13 protein-coding genes are annotated in these 19,550 nt (G+C 30.8%); 7 read left to right on the top strand and 6 right to left on the bottom strand.

Features of this window, described 5'->3' with window-relative positions; genetic code table 11:
• Positions 1 to 26: 26 nt before the first annotated feature.
• Complete coding sequence (locus tag FVF61_RS12525; RefSeq protein ID WP_148456928.1) at positions 27 to 1,136, top strand: PD40 domain-containing protein; 1,110 nt, start codon at positions 27 to 29, stop codon at positions 1,134 to 1,136.
• 121 nt (positions 1,137 to 1,257) lie between these two features.
• Here the strand turns inward: FVF61_RS12525 and FVF61_RS12530 are convergent, their stop codons facing one another.
• Positions 1,258 to 3,681: a TonB-dependent receptor domain-containing protein gene (locus FVF61_RS12530; protein ID WP_233586836.1), complete on the bottom strand. Its 2,424-nt coding sequence runs from the start codon at positions 3,679 to 3,681 to the stop codon at positions 1,258 to 1,260.
• Between the two features lie 150 nt (positions 3,682 to 3,831).
• On the opposite strand from FVF61_RS12530, the gene lepA reads away from it, so the two are divergent.
• On the top strand, positions 3,832 to 5,628 hold the full coding sequence (lepA, locus tag FVF61_RS12535; RefSeq protein ID WP_148456930.1) for a translation elongation factor 4: 1,797 nt from the start codon (positions 3,832 to 3,834) through the stop codon (positions 5,626 to 5,628).
• Between the two features lie 10 nt (positions 5,629 to 5,638).
• Here lepA and FVF61_RS12540 read toward each other — a convergent pair whose 3' ends face one another.
• From FVF61_RS12540 to FVF61_RS12550, 3 genes are all read right to left on the bottom strand, one after another.
• Positions 5,639 to 7,465, bottom strand: coding sequence for a cation:proton antiporter (locus FVF61_RS12540; RefSeq protein ID WP_148456932.1), 1,827 nt, complete (start codon positions 7,463 to 7,465; stop codon positions 5,639 to 5,641).
• A gap of 136 nt (positions 7,466 to 7,601) precedes the next feature.
• Positions 7,602 to 9,380: an SLC13 family permease gene (locus FVF61_RS12545; RefSeq protein ID WP_148456934.1), complete on the bottom strand. Its 1,779-nt coding sequence runs from the start codon at positions 9,378 to 9,380 to the stop codon at positions 7,602 to 7,604.
• Positions 9,381 to 9,412: 32 nt separating this feature from the next.
• On the bottom strand, positions 9,413 to 9,757 hold the full coding sequence (locus tag FVF61_RS12550) for a DUF202 domain-containing protein (RefSeq protein WP_233586838.1): 345 nt from the start codon (positions 9,755 to 9,757) through the stop codon (positions 9,413 to 9,415).
• A gap of 145 nt (positions 9,758 to 9,902) precedes the next feature.
• Here FVF61_RS12550 and FVF61_RS12555 point away from each other — a divergent pair, with 145 nt between their 5' ends.
• From FVF61_RS12555 to FVF61_RS12565, 3 genes are all read left to right on the top strand, one after another.
• On the top strand, positions 9,903 to 10,763 hold the full coding sequence (locus FVF61_RS12555; protein WP_148456936.1) for an MBL fold metallo-hydrolase: 861 nt from the start codon (positions 9,903 to 9,905) through the stop codon (positions 10,761 to 10,763).
• Positions 10,764 to 10,778: 15 nt separating this feature from the next.
• Positions 10,779 to 12,389: a S8 family peptidase gene (locus FVF61_RS12560; RefSeq protein WP_148456938.1), complete on the top strand. Its 1,611-nt coding sequence runs from the start codon at positions 10,779 to 10,781 to the stop codon at positions 12,387 to 12,389.
• Positions 12,390 to 12,450: 61 nt separating this feature from the next.
• Positions 12,451 to 14,277 carry a M1 family metallopeptidase gene (locus tag FVF61_RS12565; RefSeq protein ID WP_148456940.1) on the top strand — a complete coding sequence of 609 codons (1,827 nt, stop codon included), beginning with the start codon at positions 12,451 to 12,453 and terminating at the stop codon, positions 14,275 to 14,277.
• A 52-nt stretch (positions 14,278 to 14,329) separates the two neighbouring features.
• Here the strand turns inward: FVF61_RS12565 and FVF61_RS12570 are convergent, their stop codons facing one another.
• Complete coding sequence (locus FVF61_RS12570; RefSeq protein WP_148456942.1) at positions 14,330 to 15,529, bottom strand: succinylglutamate desuccinylase/aspartoacylase domain-containing protein; 1,200 nt, start codon at positions 15,527 to 15,529, stop codon at positions 14,330 to 14,332.
• Complete coding sequence (locus tag FVF61_RS12575; RefSeq protein WP_148456944.1) at positions 15,529 to 17,385, bottom strand: CBS domain-containing protein; 1,857 nt, start codon at positions 17,383 to 17,385, stop codon at positions 15,529 to 15,531. Before FVF61_RS12575 ends, FVF61_RS12570 begins: the two co-directional genes overlap by 1 nt.
• A 131-nt stretch (positions 17,386 to 17,516) precedes the next feature.
• Between FVF61_RS12575 and rnpA the strand changes: the two genes are divergently transcribed.
• Together rnpA and FVF61_RS12585 are read left to right on the top strand one after the other, a co-directional pair.
• On the top strand, positions 17,517 to 17,894 hold the full coding sequence (gene rnpA, locus FVF61_RS12580; RefSeq protein WP_148456946.1) for a ribonuclease P protein component: 378 nt from the start codon (positions 17,517 to 17,519) through the stop codon (positions 17,892 to 17,894).
• A gap of 6 nt (positions 17,895 to 17,900) precedes the next feature.
• The gene (locus FVF61_RS12585; RefSeq protein ID WP_148456948.1) at positions 17,901 to 19,538 is read left to right on the top strand and encodes a S41 family peptidase; all 1,638 of its coding nucleotides are present in this window, start codon (positions 17,901 to 17,903) and stop codon (positions 19,536 to 19,538) included.
• Positions 19,539 to 19,550 lie beyond the last annotated feature (12 nt).

The raw sequence follows: 19,550 nt of genomic DNA on the forward strand, positions 1-19,550 counted from the left end.
ATTGCCATTTAATTAAACTTTAATCTATGTCTATGTTTTTTAGATTTTTATATAGCTTGTTATTTTTACTTTTAATTATATCGTGTAAAAACGATAAGACATCTTCTGCTGATGCCAAATCTGGTGCCACAAAATGGGTGGATACTTTAATTTATTCAGATGAAACTCATTTTAAATCTTTAAAACAAATTACGTTTGGTGGTGATAATGCTGAAGCTTACTGGAGTTTTGATGATAAGCAATTGGTATTTCAATCTAATAATAAAGGTTGGAATGTTAATTGTGACCAGATGTTTTTAATGAATGTTGATGAAACTTTTAAAGATAATATGCCTCCAATGGTTAGTACAGGAAAAGGAAGAACTACATGTGCTTATTTCTTACCAGATAATGAACATATAATTTATGCATCGACACATTTAGGTGGTGAAGATTGTCCGGAAACTCCATTACGCAAAAACGGAAAATATATTTGGCCTATTTATGATACCTACGATATTTTTGTAGCAGATTTAGAAGGGAATATTGTAAACCAGCTTACAAACGAGCCAGGTTATGATGCTGAACCAACAGTCTCTCCAAAAGGGGATAAAATTGTGTTTACTTCAGATAGAAGTGGTGATATTGAATTATACACGATGAATCTAGATGGTAGCGATGTCAAACAAATTACCTTCGAATTAGGTTATGATGGTGGTGCATTCTTTTCGCCAGATGGTACTAAAATCATTTTCCGTTCTTCTAGACCTAAAACCGAAGAAGACATTAAAGAATATAAAGATTTGTTAGCTGAAGGCTTGGTACAACCAACTGAAATGGAATTATATATTTGTAATGCAGATGGTAGCGATTTACGCCAGCTAACCGATTTAGGAAATGCCAACTGGAGTCCGTTTTTTCATCCTTCTGGTGAAAAGATTTTATTCTCTTCGAATTTTGAGTCCGAACGTGGTTTTCCGTTTAATTTATATATGATTGATTTGGATGGTAAAAACTTAGAGCGAGTAACACATAGCGATACATTTGATGCGTTTCCAGTGTTTTCTAATGATGGTAAAAAATTGATTTTCTCATCTAACAGAAATAATGGTGGTGGACACGATACGAATTTGTTTATTGCTGAGTGGCAGGATTAAAAAGACTGACATTCTGAAATATATAACTCCTGATACCATTATTGCGGAATGGCAAGACTAGAAAGGATTGACTGTCTGAAATAAATCACGATACGAATTTCAGAATAGTGAGATTAAAAAATTAATCTCTTTCTTTAATACGTTCTCTTTCTTTAACAGCTTTTTGGCGTTCGTTTGTTTTTAATATGGTATTACCAAACTTGTACCTAAATCCAAGTTTAACGAATCTGTTATCTAAATCTGTATGATTATAACTTCGTTGGTTTAAATAGTCTGTTGTTGTTTCAAAATCGGCTAAATTAAATAGGTCTGCAGCACTTAAAGAAATAACCGCCTTTTTCTTAAGGATGGTTTTTGAGATGGATAATTCAGATTCTAATCTTCCTGCAACATTTCTAAAGCCTTGTAAATTTTCAGATAGAAAAATAAAAGTAATATTAGCAGACAAACTACGGTCTTTTAAAAATGAAAAATCATTCATCAACACGCTATAATTAGACCATTGATTGGATTCTATAAAGCTATTCTCAGTGTTTTTTTCTTCAATGGCATTATAAAAAGAGGTTACTGCGTAAACAAACCATGATTCTGTAATATTAAAATATGAAACAATATCAAAACCATACTCTATCGATTTGTCTATATTAACTGGAGCGTAAACTAATTGGTTGGTTACATTGTCTTGAAGTGGAAGTTCAATAATAAAATCCTTTTCGTTAATATAATAAGCTTCAAGTGTTAAAAAAGACGTTACTGAAGAGCCTATTACATAATGGTCCTTATAGGTTGGTTTTAAATTGGGGTTACCAACAACCAATGTATTATCATTTAAGAAAAAAGTAAATGGATTTAAATCTTTATAATTAGGTCTTACAATACTTCGCTTATAAGTTGTATAGAAACTACTTACGCCTTCTGTTTGGTATTTAATACTCGCTGTTGGAAACCAATCTAAATAACTTTGTTTATTCGTTTGATTATAAGTTATTGAAGTACCTTTTATGTCTGTTTGCTCCATGCGCAAGCCTGCATTTAGACTCCATTTCCCAAAGGTTTTATCATAGTTAGAATATAAAGCAAAGACATTTTCATTATATTCAAAAGCACTTGAGTTTGCCAAATTTAAAACCTCTTCATTCGTGTTAAAATCATAATCATAACGAGTTATATCGCTATCAGATTGAATACTTGAATATTTAGAACCAGCATCAAAATTCGATGTGTCGTTAATTGGAAGTTTATAATCTAATTGAACCGTAAATATTTGTGTTTTTTGGTTGGCGTCTGTGTTAAAGGCTGTTGGTGCAATAAAATTATTATTCTGGTCGTAATAGTTGCTTGAAGATTCTTGAAACCTGCTGTAATCGTAAATGGTAAAATGACTATTAAAAGCCAAGCTGCTTTTTGAGAATTGATGAAGGTAATCTAAGTCGAATCCTAAATTATATTTATCATCGTTAGTTAAATTATCGGCTTCAAATCGAGATTGAAACTCATTATTGGCATTAAAAATATTGGTGTTATTATCAAGCTTATACTTAAAATAAGGTGTCCATAACATGTTTGAGGACACGCTTAACGTATTGTTCTCGTTTAAAAGAAAATCGAGGTTGAAATTCAAGCTATGAGACTTGGTCCAAGTATTTCTATTTGTTGAAGATTTCCATACTTCATCAATTTGATTATTAGTATCGAAGTAATAAACACCATCGTCGTTATCTCTATTTATTTTTTCACTTGTATAACTATAATTAGCAAATAAGTTGATTTTATCGGTTTTAAAATAATTAATCATTCCAAAGTTGTATCTAGGAAAAACACCTTGCGTATAGTTTCCAGAAACACTTCCTCTGTATCCTGTTACCAAGTTTTTACTCATAATAATGTTTATTACCACACCACTTTCTGCATCGTAACTAGCAGAAGGGTTGGTAATAACCTCAACAGATTTAATAGCATTTGCAGGAGAACTTTCTAAGAGTTGCAATAATTCTTCAGTAGATAATTGTACTTTTCTATTATTTATATAAACAGAAGGCGATGATCCTTTTACCATTATATGTCCATCTAAAACCAAAACGCCAGGTGTACTTTTTACAACTTGAAGCAAGGTACCTTCAGAAAGTGCTGTATTTTCAACTCCGAAAACTAATTTATCTGCCTCCTTTTTAATGGTTGGTTTGTTTGCTATAATGTTTACTTCGTCTAAAGCTTCGGTATTTTCATTTAAAATAAGGTCTCCAAGATGGATATCTTCAGTAGAAACCGTAATCGGTTTACTAAAATCGGTATAACCTATAAAACTAATTTTAATTAAATAATTGCCCTGTTTGGTGTTCTTTAGTTCAAAAAAGCCATTGTCATTGGTTGAAGTTCCTTTAATTGCAGTAGAATCTTTAGAAGATAACAAAACAGCATTTGCAAAGTAAATAGGATTGTTTTCTGAGTCTTTAACGTTTCCTGTAATAGATATATCCTGACTTATTATTGTAAAAGGCAGTAGAAAGATAAATAAAAGTAATATGTTTTCTAATTTCAAACTCAAAAGCTTATTTGGGGCTACAAGATAAAAATAGTTTTGCACTTATTTTTACGGAAAAACCATAAATAAATAATTTCATTTAGTTATCCTTTAATATTTAAAGCTATTTTAAAACAATTATATTTGCAAATTAGTTTTGGCTAGAATAGAATTATGAAGCACATTAGAAACTTTTGCATTATAGCACACATTGACCATGGTAAAAGCACCTTGGCAGATAGATTATTGGATTATACTGGAGCTGTTACCGAAAGGGAGAAAAAAGAACAGCTTTTAGATAGCATGGATTTGGAACGTGAACGTGGTATTACTATTAAGTCTCACGCCATTCAAATGGAATATACCTATAAAGGGGAACAATACGTTTTAAATTTAATAGATACGCCTGGTCACGTAGATTTTAGTTACGAAGTATCTAGATCAATTGCTGCTTGCGAAGGCGCTTTGTTAATTGTAGATGCAGCCCAAAGTATTCAAGCGCAAACCATATCTAATTTATATTTAGCTTTAGAAAACGATCTTGAAATTATTCCAGTTCTTAATAAAGTCGATTTACCTAGCGCTAATCCAGAAGAAGTAACCGACGATATTGTAGATTTATTAGGCTGTAAGCCAGAAGAAGTTATCCATGCTAGTGGTAAAACCGGATTTGGCGTTGACGATATCTTAGCAGCAATTATAGAGCGTGTTCCTGCTCCAAAAGGTAATCCTGATGAACCCTTACAGGCTCTAATTTTTGATTCTGTTTATAACCCATTTCGTGGTGTTGAAACTTACTTTAGAGTTCTTAATGGAACTATTAAAAAAGGGCAAAACATTAAATTTATTGCAACAGGGAAAAATTATTTTGCTGATGAAATTGGGACTTTAAAATTGAAACAATTTCCTAGACAAGAAATTAAAGCAGGAGATGTTGGTTATGTTATAACTGGAATAAAAGAAGCAAAAGAAGTGAAAGTTGGAGATACACTTACTGATGCTAAAAATCCTACAACAAATATTATAGAAGGTTTTGAAGATGTAAAACCAATGGTATTTGCTGGTATTTATCCAGTAGATACTGAAGATTATGAAGAACTTCGTGCTTCAATGGAAAAACTACAACTTAATGATGCCTCATTAGTTTTTACACCTGAAAGTTCAGCAGCTTTAGGGTTTGGTTTCCGTTGTGGTTTTTTAGGAATGCTGCATATGGAAATTATCCAAGAGCGTTTAGAACGTGAATTCGATATGACTGTTATTACAACTGTACCTAACGTTAGCTATCATGCATTTACTAAAAAGTATCCTGAAACTCCTATTATTGTTAATAATCCTACCGATTTACCAGATCCTTCTGGTTTAGATCGTGTTGAAGAACCATATATTAAAGCAACCATTATAACAAAAGCTGATTTTGTTGGAAACGTGATGTCTTTGTGTATTGAAAAACGAGGCATGATAACCAATCAAACCTATTTAACAACTGAACGTGTTGAAATGACTTTCGATATGCCTTTAGCTGAAATTGTTTTTGACTTTTACGATCGTTTAAAGACGGTTTCAAAAGGATATGCTTCTTTCGATTATCATCCAATTGGAATGAAAACATCCAAATTAGTTCGTGTTGATATTTTATTAAATGCACAACCTGTTGATGCACTTTCGGCTTTAATTCATGCTGATAACGCGCACAATATTGGTAAAAAAATGTGTGAAAAACTAAAAGAGTTAATACCAAGACAACAATTCGATATTCCTATTCAAGCTGCAATTGGAGCTAAAATAATTGCTCGTGAAACAATTAAAGCACTTCGTAAAGATGTAACTGCAAAATGTTATGGTGGAGATATTTCAAGAAAACGTAAACTTCTTGAAAAACAGAAAAAAGGTAAAAAACGTATGCGTCAAGTTGGTAATGTTGAAATACCTCAACAAGCATTTATGGCAGTATTAAAACTGAATGATTAAGTTTTAATAATTAAACTGATAATAGTTTTCCTAAATATACTAAGGCAGAACCTTTGCTAACATCTTTATCACTAATATTGTGTGATGAGATAATTTCTAGATTTCCATTTAAGTCTTTAACAAATAAAGGGATAATGTTTTTGTCATTGTTTGTTTTTTCTATAAGACTATCATAATGAGATCTATCTTTTATTATTATTTCATGAATTGAAGGGTATTCTCTTGCTACTTCAGTAAGAGAAACAAAATCATCAGTATGAGAAAACAATCCTTCTTTTGGGTTGTTTTTAAAGTCCTTTATTTCATCTGGAGTAACTAATCTAAAGGAGCCATTTTCTCCAAATTGCTTACTGAATTTATTAATAGCATATTTATTAATATCTGTACTTCCAGTTAAAGCCATTAAATAACCTACATCATTCAATTCAATATTATCTAATAACGTGTCAGAATAAATATCTGTGTTTAAAGCCTCTAAGCCTAATTCTTTTGCTTGTTTTATATTGGTTTGATTACTGTCAATTAACACTACATGTCTTCCATTAGATTCTAAATAATGTCCTATTAGTCTCGATACTTTAGAGGCGCCTATAATTAAAATTCCTTCAGATTTATCTAAAAATACACCAACCATTTTTGCAAACATTCTAGCTGTTGTTGCATTTAATAAAACAGTTCCTAGAACAATCATAAAGACTAACGGTGTAATATATTCAGCTCCTGGAACTCCTTCTTTTGCAAGTTTTAATCCAAATAAAGAAGCAATACCTGCAGCCACAATTCCTCGAGGTCCAACCCAACTAATAAAAAGTTTTTCATTCAATTTTAAATTAGAACCCTGAGCACTTAAAAACACTCCAATTGGTCTTAAAACAAAAACGACTATAGCAAATAAAATGGCTGTATTCCAATTATATATTAGTAGTAAGTCATCAAAATTAATATTGGCAGCAAGTAGAATAAATAAAATTGATATTAATAAAACACTTAAAGACTCTTTAAAATAAAGTAATTCCTTTAAATATGGAGATTTTGAATTACCTAGAACCATTCCCATAACAACTACCGCTAATAATCCTGACTCATGCGCAAACACATCAGATAATATAAAAACCCCTAAAACAGCAGCAAGAGCAAAAACATTCATTAAATAGTGTGGCACCCATTTTTTATTAATAATAAAGTTAAGTGCATGAGCAAACGTAAAGCCAAAGGTAGATCCAAATAGCACAATTTTACCAAACTCTATAAAAGCTGTTTTTGTGTATTCTCCACCAGCATCTACACTAATAAATTCAAAAACTAATACAGCAACTAAAGCACCAATGGGATCTATTAAAATACCTTCCCATTTTAAAACTGCAGATACATCTTTTTTAAGTGGTATATTCCTGAGGATTGGAGTAATTACAGTTGGTCCTGTAACAATAATTAAGGCAGAAAATAAAAATGACATCTTCCAACTTAAGTAAAAAATATAATGAGCAGCTATGGCAGCTCCAAAAAACGTAACAATAGAACCAATAGTTATTAATTTAGTAATTGTTGGTCCTACATTTTTTACTTCACCCATTTTTAGAGTTAAACCACCTTCAAAAAGAATAATACTTATAGCTAATGAAACAAAGAAAAATAAGCTTTCACCAGGAAATAATCCTTCTTCTCCATTCCAAATAGGTTCAATCCACTTAGTACCATCTGAACTTAAAAATTCTGCAGCTATTGGTCCAACTAAAAGACCTATAAGAATTAAAGGCAAAATAGCTGGTATTTTAAGTTTCCATGCAACCCATTGTGCTAATATGCCAAGTATAATAATGCCTGCTAATTCTATCATATTAAAGTTTCAATTACTTAAATAAAATACTTATTTTAAATTTCTGTTCTTAGTAAACCTTAGCAAAATAAGGCATTTTATTTTACAATTGTAAATTTCATTTTAATAACTGAATATTTCTATAAACATTTAACATCTACTTATAGAATGGAAAGAAGTATGGGATTATAAAGGAAGCTGCTACCCAAATAATTAAATTTAATGGTGTTCCAACCCTTAAAAAATCATTAAACTTATAGTTTCCAGGAGCATAAACCATTGTGTTTGTAGGATAACTCATTGGAGTCATAAATGTTAAAGAGCATGCAAACATAACTGCTACTAAAAAAGGTCGTTCACTAACTTCCATTATAGAAGCTAAACTAATAACAACTGGTGTCATTAAAGCTGCTGTAGCTTTACTTGAAATTAAGTTTGTAGATATAAAGGTTATTAAGTATAGTAAGCTTAGTGTAATATGTGCATCATATTGCCTAAAAGTCTTTTGAATAAAATCTGCAATCGTAATAGCTCCTCCTGTTTTTTCTAAAGCTGTTCCCATTGAAAGAACACCAGCCATCATAAAAATCACTTTCCATTCAACTGCTTTGTAGGCTTCTTTTGGTTTAAGAATTCCTGTTAAAATCATTAATAAAGCACCTATCATTGCGCTTATTAAAATTGATGTAATGTTTAATGAAGCTGCTAGAACAACACCAATTCCAATTAAAACAGCTGGTATTGCTTTCTTAAAATTGGTTTTTTTCTTTTGATATTCAGATAATGTAACTATCAGTTTTTGATTTTCTAAATTTTGTAGTTCTTCTTTTTTTCCTAGAACTAATAGCATATCGCCTTCCATTAATTTTACAGAAGTTAACTTATCTACAAATAATTCTCCACGTTGATGAATTGCTAAAACAGACATGTTATATGTGCGTTTAAACTGTAGTGATTTTAATGAACCTTCAGCCAAGGAAGATCCAAAAGGAATAATTACTTCATAGACTTTATATGTCTTGGTTGTGGCTTCAGCGTATTTCATAAGTTGACTGCCTTTAACCTGATAACCCTTTAAATTTAGAAGCCTTGTTAAGGTTTTTGGAGGCAATAAGACTTTTAAAATATCGCCAGATAAAATTTTTGTGTCTGACCTAATATCTTGAATTAAATAAGAATCTCTAAGGATAGAAATGATATTCGTATTATAATCTCTAACTAATTGAGATTCTTGTATTGTTTTGTTGATATCATTACAATTAGATTCTGCAGTTAATTCTGTTAGATATTGTTTAGTAATCTTAGTCATTTCATTGTTGTCTTTATTTTTTGGAAGGAGATAAGGACTTATAAAAAACATATAAAAAAAACCGATTACTAATAAACATAACGCAGCTAAACTAAATTCAAACATTCCAAATTCCTCTAACCCATAATGTTTAGCATAACTACTAATTAAAATGTTAGTTGAAGTGCCTATAAGCGTGCAAGTACCACCAAAAAGAGCGGCAAATGAAATAGGCATTAACAATTTTCCTGGACTAATATTAGTCTCTCTACAAACTGTAAGTGCTATTGGTAACATAAGCGCAACAACAGCAGTATCGTTGATAAATGCTGAAAAAAAAGCTGTTATTACAAAAAATACAACAAGGGCTACTAAATAATGAATTTTAGCTAATTTAATAATCTTATAACTCAACCCTTCTAAAATTCCTGAATTAAAAATGCCTCCACTTACAACAAATATACAGCCTAAAGTAATGGTTGCAGGATGGTTAAATCCAGAAAAACCTTCTTCAGGATTTAATATTCCAGACACAATAAATAATGCCATTATAAGTATTGAAGTAGTGTCAATTGAAAAGTAATCTTTAACAAAAAGAAAAACACCAATAATAATGATGACAAATGTTAAGATAAGGTCAATACTCATAAAACAACTTTTTAAAAGTTACTTATTAAAATCTAATCATCGTTTTTAGATTCAGATGTGTAATACAAGCGTTTCAAACTTTTTTTAAGTAATACAAACCTGTACAGTCCAATTATAAAAAAGAGAGCTGAAAACAACAGCGAGAGCAAACCTAAAACTTGGAAATTCGCAAATTCTTTAAGCTGAAAAAAAGCAATTCCACCCAATAACAAATATAAAGACGACCTGACATAAGACAGTAAAGTACGTTCGTTTGCTAGCCTAGTTCTTTCAATGGCTAAATAATCTCTTAATATTACTTCTTCGTCTGGTTTAAAGTCTCTACCAAACCGAAGTAATTTCATTTTTTTTAATGGGTTTGGGTTAGGTGTTTTCATCTAAGGTTTTTTATAAAATTATGATTAATATTAATTAGCAACAAATAAAATATCTTTCTTCATTCAAATTTTAAATGTTAAAAAACAACTAATTATATTATTTATTAATAACTTATATTACCTGTTTTATTAATTTGCAGTCCTTATGAAACTATTTCCTATTGAATCTGGTAATTTTAAATTAGATGGTGGAGCCATGTTTGGTGTGGTACCAAAATCTTTGTGGCAAAAAACAAATCCTGCAGACAATAATAACATGATAGATATTGCTGCAAGATGCTTACTCATTGAAGATGGTAAAAAACTAATTTTAATAGATACAGGAATGGGAAACAAACAAAGCGATAAGTTTTTTAGTTATTATTACCTATGGGGAAATGATTCTATAGATAAATCCTTAAAAAAATATGGCTTTCTTAGAGATGATATTACAGATGTGTTTATGACGCATTTACATTTTGACCATTGTGGTGGAAGTGTGCAATGGAATAAAGATAAAACGGGTTACGAGCCAGCATTTAAAAATGCCCATTTTTGGTCTAATCAAGACCATTGGAAATGGGCGACACAGCCAAATAATAGAGAAAAAGCTTCATTTTTAAAAGAAAACATACTCCCAATGGAAGAAAGTGGACAATTAAAATTTACGTCGCTTCCAGAAATTGATTTATTAAAAAATTCAGATTTAGGATTTGATGTTTTCTTTGCAAATGGCCATACAGATAAACAAATGATTCCTATGATTAATTATAAAGGTAAAACCATTTGTTTTATGGCAGATTTATTACCTACAGCTGGACATTTACCAATCCCTTTTGTTATGGGTTACGACACAAGACCTTTATTAACATTAGACGAAAAAGAAAAATTCCTGAATTTAGCAGCAGATAATAATTATTACTTATTTTTGGAGCACGATGCACATAACGAGATTATTACAGTAAAACAAACAGAAAAAGGCGTGCGATTAAATAATGTTTATACTTGTAATGAAATATTTAACTAATACTTAAAAATTAAAATGAAATTAATTAAACCTTTATTTCTTTCAGTTCTTATAGCGACTACTTTAGCTAGTTGTGGTGGTGGAGCTGAAATAGTATCAACTCCTGTTGAAAACATCGACTCTGTTCCATTAAAAGTTTCAGAGTTAACAGAAAAAGAAAAACACACTTGGGGACATTTAGATCTTGTTAAAGATACAATTCCTGGAATGAGTGTTGAAAAAGCTTATGCAGACGTATTAAAAACTCAAAAAGGACAAACAGTAATTGTTGCAGTTATCGATTCTGGAATTGATATAGAACATGAAGATTTAAATGATGTTGTTTGGGTAAATGAAGATGAAATTGCTGGAAATGGAATTGATGACGACAAAAATGGGTATGTAGATGATATTCATGGTTGGAATTTTCTAGGTGATGCTTATGATGAACAATTAGAATATGTTAGAATTCTTGCAAGTGGAGATACTAGCAATCCTGATTATGCTAGAGCTCAAGCTGAATACGATAAAGAATATGAAGAAACTACCGCAAGAAAAGCACAATACGATCAAATTTACGATCAAGTAAAAGGCGCTAATGAAGTTATTTCTGAATTTTTAGGTAAAGAAGATTATACAGCAGATGAAGTAAACGCAATTGAATCTGATGATGAATCTGTAACAAAAGCTGTTGGTGTATTGAACTTTATGTATGGAAACGGATTCGATTCTACAGAAGCTGCTTTATCATCTATAAAAGGAGGTGTTGATTATTTTACAGACAAATTAAACGCAAACATTAATATAGAGTTTAATGGTAGAACCACTGGAGATGATCCAAACGATTTATCTGATGTAGGATATGGAAATAATAACGTGCTTCCTTCAGAAAAAGGAGAAAGTCATGGAACTCACGTAGCTGGTATTATTGCTGCAGAACGTGGTAATGGATTAGGTGTAGATGGTGTGGCAAATAATGTAAGAATTATGAGCTTAAGAGCAGTTCCAAATGGAGATGAATACGATAAAGATATTGCTTTAGCTATAAGATACGCAGTAGACAATGGCGCAAAAGTAATTAATGGAAGTTTTGGTAAATACTACTCACCTCATAGCGACTGGGTAAGAGACGCTATTGCTTACGCAAGTAAAAAAGATGTGGTATTTGTAAATGCTGCTGGTAATGAAGGTTTAGATTTAGATCAAAAAGAATGTTATCCAAACGATCAAGTAAATAGTGGTCCAGAAGTATCTGAAACATTTATTACTGTTGGTGCTTTAGAGCCTAAATATGGTTCTGGAATGGTTGCAGGTTTTTCTAACTATGGGAAAATTAATGTAGATGTTTTTGCTCCTGGAGCAAAAATTTACTCTACAACTCCAGAAAATGAGTACGATACTAAAGGTGGAACTTCTATGGCTGCTCCTGCTGTTGCTGGTGTAGTTGCATTAATTCGTTCTTACTATCCAAAATTATCTGCTGCTCAAGTAAAACAAATTATCATGGATTCTGGTTTAGCTTTAACAACTAAAGTAGTTGTTGGAGGAGATTCTGAAGATATCAAACCAATTGGTGACTTATCTAAATCTGGTAAAATAATGAATGCATATAATGCCTTAATTATGGCGCAGCAAATGTCAAAATAAATTAAAAACTCAAAAAAACCTCATCTATCAAAAGTTGGGGTTTTTTTAAATCAAATTAACAATGAAAAAAATCTTTTTATTCTTTTTTAGTTTAAGCTTTCTTTTAACTACAGCTTATTCTAAAGAAATAGAACCAAATAAAACATCAAGTAATACTGGTTATTGGCAGCAACATGTAGATTACAAAATGGACGTAACTATGGATGTGACTAATTACAGATATACTGGAACACAAAAATTAGTTTATACTAATAATTCTCCAGATGTGTTAACTAGAGTTTATTATCACTTATACTTTAATGCCTTTCAACCTGGTAGCGAAATGGATGTGAGATCTCAAAATATTGCAGATCCAGATGGACGTGTTGCAGATAGAATAGGTAAATTAACACCTGATGAAATTGGTTACTTAAAAGTAACTTCTTTAAAGCAAGATGGCATTATTGTAAATTACGATGTAGTTGGAACTGTTTTAGTTGTACAATTAAACAAATCTATTCAACCTGGAGAAAAAGTAACTTTCGATATGGTTTTTAATGGACAGGTGCCTGTACAAATACGTCGTTCTGGAAGAAACAATGCTGAAGGTGTGGCCTTATCTATGACACAATGGTACCCAAAATTAGCAGAATACGATTTTGAAGGTTGGCATGCAGATCCATATATAGGTAGAGAGTTTCATGGTGTTTGGGGTGATTTTGATGTAACCATAAACATCGATAAAAACTATGTAATTGGTGGAACTGGATACTTACAAAACCCAAACGAGATTGGTCATGGTTACGAAACTGGAGAAGTAATGCGTCCTAAAGGCAATATGCTATCCTGGCATTTTAAAGCACCAAATGTGCACGATTTTACTTGGGCTGCAGACCCTGAATATAATCACGATACCATGCAAGTCCCAAATGGACCAATGCTACACTTCTTTTATAAAAAGACTCTTGGTGCCGAACAATTAGAAAATTGGAAAAAGCTACAACCTAAAACGGTTGCACTTATGGAGTATTTTAGTGAAAATATTGGCACGTATCCTTACAATCAATATTCAGTGATTCAAGGTGGAGATGGAGGTATGGAATATGCTATGTGTACTTTAATTACTGGAGAACGTAAATTAGGTAGTTTAATAGGCGTAACTGCACACGAATTAGCACATACATGGTTTCAGTTTTTATTAGCTACAAACGAGGCTAAACACTACTGGATGGACGAAGGTTTTACTAGTTATATTAGCGATTTTGCTATGGATGCTGTAATGGAAACCAATAATGAAAATCCAACAGCTAATGCTTACAGAGGTTATATCTATCTGGCAACTTCTGGAAAAGAACAACCATTAACTACTCAAGCAGACCGTTTTGAATACAATCAAGCGTATAGTATTTCGGCTTATAGTAAAGGCGAAGTGTTTATGGCGCAATTAGGTTATGTTATTGGAGAAGACAATTTAAAAGCCACTATAAAAAAGTATTATAACGATTTTGCTTTTAAGCATCCTACACCTAATGATTTTATTCGTTCGGCTGAAAAAATTACAAACTTCGAGTTAGATTGGTATTTAATAGATTTTGCTCAAACCACTAATACCATAGATTATGGTGTAAAAGCTGTTAGCGATAATACTGTTACATTAGAACGTATTGGACTTATGCCAATGCCTATAGATTTAACAGTTACTTATACAGATGGAACCACAGAAGATTATTACATTCCATTACGTATGATGCATGGTAAAAAACCAACAACAGCTAAAACCATATCTAATTGGGCTTGGGCTTACCCAACCTATACTTTTGAAGCGTCTAAAACCGTTAAATCGGTACAAATTGACCCTAAAGAAGGTATGGCAGATATTAATAAAGAAAATAATAAATTTGAAATGTAAAAATTTAAATAAATAGAAATAAAAAAACCACTTGATAAATCAAGTGGTTTTTTTATTTCCTTTTAAACCAAGTTTCATTTTTATATAAATCTACTCTAGAAACACGTTCTCTATTATAAAGTAACATGCGTGTTTTATCCAATTGTTGACTCCTAAAACCAAAAACATGAAAGATTTGTTTGGCTAGATATTTGGTGACTTTTAAATTAACAGATAAGATACCTTTTTTTCTATCGTGCCATGAAATTCCTGGTAATAACACCAATAAATTATCTCCTTTATATCTTCTTAATAATTCTGATATTTTCAAGAAAACAGGTTTAATGCTCTTAATAATAAAAAAGCCTTCTTCTCCTTGTGTTTGATATAATGGCATAAATATTCTTGCATTATATTTTGAATAAATGTCTTTAGAATTACTAGTAGCTAATTGTTTTCCTTTGACTATTTTTTGAAAGCTTTTAAAACCATTTATCATTTTAAAGTTTTCATTTTGTTTTATTTTATGAAGATATGTTACTTCAAAAACGTAGTTTAAATTTTGAGATTGATGTTTTAGTCTGTTATAATGAATTTCAAAATCTAGAACATTATTTATGTCTAGTACTTTTGTATAAACCAAGGTTAAATAAATAAAAGATAAGCAGTTTAAAACAGCATCAACTTCGTCGTGTTGTCCAGACTCAAAACCAAGAGATAGATAGCCTAATTGATTGATATAACTTAATAAAGGACCTGATAAGTATTCTTCAATTCCTAAAACAATTGGTACTGGAAATTGTTGCGAAAATTTTCTATTAATAAGTGCATCATTAATAGTGATAAAAGGCAATGTTTTACTAGACGTTGTGTGCAAATCTATAAAGTATATAGGTCCAGAATGTTTGTCTTTTATTTCTTTTAAAATATTAAACAAGTCTAGTTGTTCAAGGTCTTCGGCTTGTAAATTAGTATTAGATTTTAAATTTTCTAAATTATCTTGAGTCCAAAGCCTGTTTAAGTCTTGTTCAATAAATCTTTTATTAACAGAAAGTGCCTTTAAATTTCCTGCTATAGCATAAACATTTCCTTGCAAATTTTCAAACCCATCACTTTTTAAAAATTCGTTTAAAGCAAAAACACCTGCAGTTTCATTACCATGTATTCCTGCAAAAAAAACTACAGTAGGTCTATTTAAAGAGGTGGAAAATTTTGTAATAATCCGTTCTATTTCAATTTGTTTATTAAGTGCTTTACTGATAACTTTTACCATTAATCTAAAAAATCTTTTGAAGTTAATAAGCCAATTAGTTTTCCTTTTTCTACAACTGGTAGACAGTTTATTTGATTTTTAATCATCAGGTTTTTTGCAGTCTCTAGAGGTTCGTATTGTCCGATTGTTATAATCTTTTTAGTCATTATATCTTCAACAGCAACTCCTTTACCTAAATAATAATATGAAAGTTCTTTAATATCTGTAGTTGTTATTAACCCAACAAGTTTTTTGTTTCCATCAATTACAGGCATATGTCTAATTTTTTTCCATTTCATAATATTTACTACAAGTTGTAAGCTATCTTCTTTAACAACAGAAAATATATCTGTACTCATGGCGTGTTTTACTACATGTCTTTCATTTTGTTCTAAAATCTCACTTTTATTAATCATACTCCAAGATCCTACAGGATAATTGAGCTCTTGTTTATCGTATAATTGAGATGTTAATATTTGAGCAGATTCAAACTTTTTTCTTTCTTTAGTTAAGTTTCTATAGTTTTTAATAAGCCATTGAGAACCATTGTTAGATTTTACACGATTTTCAATAATGGTTAAATATTTTTCAACATCAGCAGGATCGATTCCAACACTATACAAACCTCTATAAGCCATCGGCAACAATTCGTCTAGAATTAATTGATGACTAGAAATATATTTTCCATCCCATAAAAATTGTGTTGCCATACCATAACGTGCTGCACTAAAAAAGTTAGACTTTACATCTTTAAAATCCCATTTCTTATGAATACTATCATATTTTGAAGGTTTTCCAAGCATGAGTCCAACCCAAAACATCATGTTAGCAATTTCATCTATAGTCGTTGGTCCAGAAGCTATATATCTATTTTCAATTCTTAAATGTGGTTTGCCTTCGCCTACTCCATAGCACACTCTATTCCATTTATAAACCGTTCCACTGTGTAAGCTTAAAGCTTTAAGTTTAGGTATTTCACCTCGTTCAATCATATCAACACTATCTGTAATATATTCTGAGGTTACCAAACTTCTAAACCTAGAAATATTATCTCTAAAAATATCTGTAACGGTTCCTGTTTCCCAGTTATTTCCAAAACTAACTCTAGATTGATTTTCATTTAACAACATAGAATTTGCTCTGGTATCGACACTTTGAGTGAATAAAGCTATTCTAGATTCTGCCCAAAGCTCTTTACCAAATAATAAAGGTGAGTTTGCACAAACACTTAATACTGGTCCAGAAATTGCTTGAGCCCAATTATAACTATCTATAAAATTATCTGGTTGGATTTGTAAGTGCATTTGAAAGCTAGTGTTGCAACCTTCTAACATCACAGAATCGTGATGAAAACTAAGCTCATCGACACCTTTTATATGAATATTAAAATCTTGATTTCTAGATTCTTTTATAGCTTCATTCAACACATAATATCTTTGCATTGGTGTCATATTATCTAAAGTAATATGCTTTAATGATAAGGTTGGCAGCATGCCTGTTAATATAATTTTAGAGTGATATTTATTAGCAGAGGCTTTAGCTTTCTCTAAAAGAATAGTTAATTGTTCTTCAAGTTTAGAGAAACAATCGGACTTAAGTTCTTGAGGATCTAAATTAATTTCTAAATTAAAATTCCCTATTTCGGTTGTAAAATGATTGTCGTTGATATCTTTAAGAATTTCAAGCGCATTATTGTTAGGAAAAAATGATTCGTCTGTAATAAAAAACTCTTGTTCTGCGCCAATTCTTATAGGTTCTTTTTCTATTAAATCCTGTTGAAGCATCAAATCTAAAGCTTCAATATCATTCATTAAATGATGTATATAATTAGCGTGTTCTTTCTTGTTCTGAAGTTTTGTAACATTTAAATTTCCCATTGGTAAAGTCGTTTAATTATAAACAATTAAATTACTGCAATTCAATAGAATAAAATATGATTTATGTCATATAGGTAAAAGGATAGCTTGAAGATTGCTGGTATTTGTTACTTTTGCTTTATCTGTTGTCTATGAAACAAACCTATCCACATAAAGAAAAACTTAAAAGCGAAAAGCTCATCTCTCAATTGTTTGAGGAAGGAAAATCGGTTTCGGCTTATCCCCTAAGAATAGTTTATTTAAAAACCCATTTTGATGATGGAGTGGTATTTAAAGCTGGTGTTTCTGTTTCAAAAAGACATTTTAAAAAAGCTGTCGACAGAAACAGAATCAAACGTTTACTTCGTGAAGCTTATAGATTGCAAAAAAGGGCTTTTTTTAACAACATGACAACACAATATGCGTTTATGATTTTGTACATTGGGAAAGAAAAACCAACTTACATAGAAGTTGAAACTAAAATGAAGCAACTGTTGCAAAAATTTATTGAAAACAGTTCTAAAGAATAATCAAACATGAAAAACAGACTAAAAAGAAATATCATTATTCCTGTATTAGCTGTAACTATCTTTTTTACAGGATCTGCCTTTCAAAACGATTTCTTCGAAATAGCTAAGCAAATAGAGATTTTCACAACCTTATTCAAAGAAATTAATATGAATTATGTTGATGAAACCAATCCTGCAGATTTAATGGATACTGCTATAAAAAGCATGTTAAAAGATCTAGACCCTTACACCAATTTCTACAACGAACAAGATGTTGAATCAGAACGCATTAGAAGAACAGGAGATTATACTGGAATTGGAGCTAAAGTTAGAACCTTGAAAGACAGGCTTGTAATTGTAGAACCTTATAAAGAATATCCAGCAGATAAAGCTGGATTAAAAGCTGGAGATGAAATTATTAAAATTGGAGATATTGTTATCGATAATTATGAAGAAGATGCAGGCGATTTACTAAAAGGAACACCAAATACAGCTGTAGAAGTTACCTATTTACGTCAAGGAAAAGAATATAATACCTCTATAACTAGAACTGAAGTTGAAATTGATGCAGTTCCTCATTTCTCAATGATAGACGATAAAACAGGCTATATTGTTTTAAGTACATTTAATGGGAAAGCTTCTACTCAAACAGGTTACGCACTTAAAGATTTAAAAGCTCAAGGAGCCAAAAGCATCATATTAGACTTAAGAAATAATCCTGGAGGCTTGCTTCACGAAGCTGTTAATGTGGTAAATTTATTTGTACCTAAAGGACAATTAGTAGTAACAACAAAATCTAAAGTAAAAAAATATAATAGAACCTATTACACTCAAAAAGATGCTATTGACACAGAAATACCAGTTGTTGTTTTAATTAATGGAAGTAGTGCTTCTGCTAGCGAAATTGTATCTGGTTCTTTACAAGATTTAGATAGAGCTGTTATTGTAGGTTCACGTAGTTTTGGAAAAGGTTTGGTGCAACGCCCAAAGCCTTTAACTTATGGAACGCAACTAAAAATAACTATCTCTAGATATTATACGCCTTCTGGTAGATGCATTCAGTCTTTAGATTATTGGAATAGAGACGAAGAAGGTAATGCTGTTAGAATTGAAAGCGAAAAATACCACGAATTTAAAACAAAAAATGGTCGTCCAGTTTTTGATGGAGGAGGTGTTTTGCCTGACGAATCTTTAGAAATATCTAAAAATTCTGCCATAACAAATGCTATTTTAGACGATTTTTTAATTTTCGATTTCGCAACAGAATATTACTATAAACATAATGGTTTAACAGATATTAATCAGTTTCAACTAACTAATACAGATTTTAAAAACTTTAATAATTATTTATCAACTAATAATTTTTCTTTTGTAACCGAAACTGAAAAAGCCTTAAATAAAGTACTTGAAAACGCTGAAAAAGAAGAGTTAGACGATAATATAAAAACTGACTATAACACCTTATTAACTAATTTAAATAATTCGAAAGAATTGGCTATTTCAGAAAATAAAGATCAAATTCTATACTTATTAACAGACGAAATTGTAAAACGTTATGTGTATAGAGAAGGGTTGTATGATTATTATAAAATTCACAATCCTGAAATTAAAAAAGCCACTGAAATTCTTTCAAATCCTTCAAAATATAATAGTTATTTAAGATAATTTAGTATTATT

This window comes from Xanthomarina maritima, from assembly GCF_008084905.1.
GTDB classification, from domain to species: domain Bacteria; phylum Bacteroidota; class Bacteroidia; order Flavobacteriales; family Flavobacteriaceae; genus Xanthomarina; species Xanthomarina maritima.

Bases quoted from the DNA above. Each gene is read 5' to 3' on its own strand.
- FVF61_RS12525 (WP_148456928.1), top strand. From the start codon at position 27: ATGTCTATGTTTTTTAGATTTTTATATAGCTTGTTATTTTTACTTTTA.
- lepA (WP_148456930.1), top strand. From the start codon at position 3,832: ATGAAGCACATTAGAAACTTTTGCATTATAGCACACATTGACCATGGT.
- FVF61_RS12540 (WP_148456932.1), bottom strand. From the start codon at position 7,465: ATGATAGAATTAGCAGGCATTATTATACTTGGCATATTAGCACAATGG.
- FVF61_RS12545 (WP_148456934.1), bottom strand. From the start codon at position 9,380: ATGAGTATTGACCTTATCTTAACATTTGTCATCATTATTATTGGTGTT.
- FVF61_RS12550 (WP_233586838.1), bottom strand. From the start codon at position 9,757: ATGAAAACACCTAACCCAAACCCATTAAAAAAAATGAAATTACTTCGG.
- FVF61_RS12555 (WP_148456936.1), top strand. From the start codon at position 9,903: ATGAAACTATTTCCTATTGAATCTGGTAATTTTAAATTAGATGGTGGA.
- FVF61_RS12560 (WP_148456938.1), top strand. From the start codon at position 10,779: ATGAAATTAATTAAACCTTTATTTCTTTCAGTTCTTATAGCGACTACT.
- FVF61_RS12565 (WP_148456940.1), top strand. From the start codon at position 12,451: ATGAAAAAAATCTTTTTATTCTTTTTTAGTTTAAGCTTTCTTTTAACT.
- FVF61_RS12570 (WP_148456942.1), bottom strand. From the start codon at position 15,529: ATGGTAAAAGTTATCAGTAAAGCACTTAATAAACAAATTGAAATAGAA.
- FVF61_RS12575 (WP_148456944.1), bottom strand. From the start codon at position 17,385: ATGGGAAATTTAAATGTTACAAAACTTCAGAACAAGAAAGAACACGCT.
- rnpA (WP_148456946.1), top strand. From the start codon at position 17,517: ATGAAACAAACCTATCCACATAAAGAAAAACTTAAAAGCGAAAAGCTC.
- FVF61_RS12585 (WP_148456948.1), top strand. From the start codon at position 17,901: ATGAAAAACAGACTAAAAAGAAATATCATTATTCCTGTATTAGCTGTA.